The sequence below is a fragment of the Micromonospora sp. NPDC002411 genome (genome assembly GCF_053592955.1).
Genome location: NZ_JBSFBM010000492.1, coordinates 1 through 3,673 on the forward strand (window position 1 = coordinate 1; position 3,673 = coordinate 3,673).

General features: G+C 68.8%; 2 protein-coding genes. One reads left to right on the top strand and one right to left on the bottom strand.

All coding sequences use genetic code 11. The features are described 5' to 3' along the window. Positions 1–71 precede the first annotated feature (71 nt). The gene (locus ACWCO3_RS32785; RefSeq protein ID WP_450013799.1) at positions 72–1,505 is read right to left on the bottom strand and encodes an aminopeptidase P family protein; all 1,434 of its coding nucleotides are present in this window, start codon (positions 1,503–1,505) and stop codon (positions 72–74) included. Between the two features lie 132 nt (positions 1,506–1,637). On the opposite strand from ACWCO3_RS32785, the gene asnB reads away from it, so the two are divergent. Beyond that, entirely contained in the window at positions 1,638–3,599 is a 1,962-nt protein-coding gene (gene asnB / locus ACWCO3_RS32790) for an asparagine synthase (glutamine-hydrolyzing) (protein ID WP_145779905.1), read from the top strand. Positions 3,600–3,673 lie beyond the last annotated feature (74 nt).

The window sequence follows — 3,673 nt, forward strand, 5'->3', positions numbered from 1 at the left end:
AGCCACGCGTTCCACTCCGTGCTGATGGAGCCGATGCTGGCCGAGTTCGCCCAGGTCGCCGAAACCCTCACCTACGAGTCGTCGGAGGTGCGTGGCAACCCGGCCGACAGGTTCGTCGCACCGGTCGCGGTGACCAGCACGTCGTCCTCGATCCGGATGCCGACGCCGCGCAGCTCGGCGGGGACCAGCTCGTCCTCGGGCTGGAAGTACAGCCCCGGCTCGACGGTGAGCACGTAGCCCTCGCCCAGCGCGCCGTCGCGGTACGTCTCCTTGCGGGCATTCGAGCAGTCGTGCACGTCGATGCCGAGCATGTGGCCGAAGCCGTGCAGCGTCCACCGCCGGTAGACCGTCGACTTCTCGTCCATCGCCTCGTCCACGCTCACCGGCAGCAGACCGAGGTCGGACAGGCCCTCGGCGAGGACCCGCATGCAGGTCAGGTGGACGTCCTTGAACTTCACGCCGGGGCGGATGGCCTCGATGCCGGCCTGCTGCGAGGCGTACACGATGTCGTAGACCTGGCGTTGCAGGGCGGTGAACCGACCGTTCACCGGGAGCACCCGGGTCACGTCGGCGGTGTAGAGGTTGCGGCCCTCGACGCCCATGTCCATCAGCAGCAGGTCACCCGGCCGGGTGGCGCCGTGGTTGTGCACCCAGTGCAGGATCGTGGCGTGTTCGCCGGCGCCGACGATCGAGCTGTACCCGACGTCGTTGCCGTCGTGACGGGCCCGCAGCGCGAAGACACCTTCCAGGAGCCGCTCGGAGACCGCGCGGTCGGCCGGGAGGATCCGGGCCACGTCCTCGAAGCCGCGGACGGTGGCGTCGATCGCGTCCTGGAGCTGGCCGATCTCCCACTCGTCCTTGACCAGCTTCATCTCCGAGATGGCGATCGCCAGCTCCCGGTCGCGGGCGGGCTGCCCGTCGGCGCGGACGCCGTCGTAGGGGCGGACGGCCGCGTCCACCTGGGCGTCGAAACCGCGCAACACCCGGGTACGCCCCGGCGCGAGGTCGGCGAGCGTCGCCTCCAGGCCGGTCAGGTCTGCGGTGGGCAGGCCCAGCTCGGTCGACTTCTCGGTGAGCGTGTGCCGCCGGCCCACCCACAGCTCACCGTTGCGGCTGCGGAAGAACTCGTCGGTCTCCCGGGAGGACCGGGGCCGCATGTACAGCGTCGCGTCGTGCCCTGAGCCGTTCGGGCGCAGCACGAGCACGCTGTCCGCGTCGTGGTCGCCGGTCAGGTAGGCGAAGTCGCTGCCGGGCCGGAACGGGTAGTCGGTGTCGTTGGCCCGGACCTTCTCGGTGCCGGTGGGGATCACCAGCGTCTCGCCGGGGAAGGCCGCCGAGAGGGCCGCCCGCCGCTTGGCGTAGTTCGGTGTCTCCGGGCGGGGCGTCACGGGCAGCGCGGTGTCGCGCCAGCCCTGCCGCATGAAGGACAGGAACGCCTCCGGGAAGTCCGGATCGTGCGATTCCGTACCGTCCGTCGGCGTACCGTCGGTGCGTCCCTCGGTCATTGCGCCGCTCCCTCCGCTTCGTTGCTGGTCCCGACGGTACCGCGCGTCCGGTTCGCGGTGACGCCCGCCGGGAGTCGGGTGGATCGACGGACGGCTGCAAGGGCCGACAGCGCGCGTGGAAAGATGGCCACCATGTGCGGACTTCTGGCCTTCTTCAGCGCGAACGGCAACGCCGCAGCGCATCGCGACCACATCGCCGGAGCGTTGGAATGCCTGCACCACCGCGGCCCCGACGAGACCGGGGTCGAGGTGGTCGGCGACGCTTCCGGCCGGTACGCGGACGGCGTGTTCGCCCACAAGCGGCTGGCCATCATCGACGTCGCGTCGAGCCACGAGCCGCTGCCCTACGCGAACGGTCGTTACCTGCTCACCTTCAACGGTGAGATCTACAACTACATCGAGCTGCGCGAGGAGTTGATCAGAAACTTCGGCGCGCAGTTCGCCACCGCCGGCGACGGCGAGGTGATCGTGGCGGGCTACCACTTCTGGGGCGAGCAGGTGCTCACCCGGCTGCGGGGCATGTTCGCCTTCGTCATCTGGGACCGGCAGGAGCGGCGCGCCTTCGGTGCCCGCGACTACTTCGGCATCAAGCCGATGCACTACCTGGAGACCGCCGACGGTCTCTACCTGGCGTCGGAGAAGAAGGCGTTGCTGCCGTTCGCGCACAGCAACTACCAGGGCGACGCGGGTGTCGACACGGCCAACCTGAGCCACTACCTGACCCTGCAGTACGTCCCCGAGCCGGGCACGCTGCACAAGGGCATCAGCCGGATCGGGTCGGGGGAGTACCTGAACTGGACCCCGGGCGGGCGGATCGACGTACGCCGGTGGTACCGGCCGGTGTTTCGGCCGGCGCCGGTCGACGACGAGCAGAAGCTGTACCACGAGATCCGGGAGACGCTGCGGGAGAGCGTGCGCATGCACATGCGCTCCGACGTGCCGGTCGGCTCGTTCCTGTCCAGCGGCATCGACTCCACGGCGGTGGTCGCGCTGGCCCGCGAGTTCAACCCGAACATCCTCACCTTCACCGTCGGCTACGACGTGCCGGGTTATTCGGAGATCGACGTCGCCCAGGAGTCGGCGCGGCACCTGGACGTCACCACGATCCCCACCAAGATCGGTCCGCAGGACATGATCGACGCGCTGCCGAAGATCGTCTGGCACCTGGACGACCCGGTGGCCGACCCGGCGCTGGTGCCGCTGTACTTCGTGGCGAAGAAGGCCGCCGAGCACGTCACCGTGGTGCTGTCCGGCGAGGGTGCGGACGAGTTCTTCGGCGGCTACACGATCTACCGGGAGCCGCTGTCGTTGGGCACCGTCAACGGTCTGCCCGGTGGGGTGCAGAAGGGCCTGCGCGCGGTCTCCAAGGCGATCCCGCAGGGGGTCAAGGGCAAGAGCTTCCTGGAGCGCGGCACGACTCCGATCGAGGAGCGTTACTACGGCAACGCTCGGATGTTCACCGAGGAGGAGAAGCAGCACCTGATGCGCCGCTACGACCCCTCGGTGCGCTACACGGACGTCACCGCCCCGATCTACGCCGAGTGCACCGAGCTGGACGACGTCACCAAGATGCAGTACGTCGACCTCTACACCTGGCTGCGCGGCGACATCCTGGTCAAGGCGGACCGGATCTCGATGTCGCACTCGCTGGAGGTGCGGGTGCCGTTCCTCGACCGTGAGGTGTTCGACGTCGCGGCGAAGATCCCGGTGGACCTGAAGCTGCCGCCGCGGTCCGACGCGACGAAGTACGCGATGCGTCAGGCGTTGCAGGGTGTCGTGCCGCCGGCCATCGTCAACCGCAAGAAGCTGGGCTTCCCGACCCCCACCCGGGTCTGGCTGCGCGGCGAGATGTACGAGTGGGCCCGGCACGTGCTGAGCACCTCGGGTGCGGGTGACCTGCTCGACCTGTCGTACGCGCTGCGGCTGCTCGACGAGCACAAGCGGGAGGAGGCCGACCACTCCCGCAAGGTGTGGACGGTGTTGATCTTCTGCATCTGGCACGCCATCTTCGTGTCGAAGACGCTCGACCCGGGCATCCAGCGCAACCAGTCGGCCCTGCTGACGAAGCCCGTGGTCGGTTCCATGGTCCGCTGACCCGGTCCTAGCCCGTCGATCAAGAGGTTTGCGTCACCGGATTGGCTCCGGATGACGCAAACCTCTTGATCAAC

Excerpts from the sequence above, each read along its gene's own strand:
- ACWCO3_RS32785 (WP_450013799.1), bottom strand. The coding sequence starts at position 1,505 with ATGACCGAGGGACGCACCGACGGTACGCCGACGGACGGTACGGAATCG.
- asnB (WP_145779905.1), top strand. The coding sequence starts at position 1,638 with ATGTGCGGACTTCTGGCCTTCTTCAGCGCGAACGGCAACGCCGCAGCG.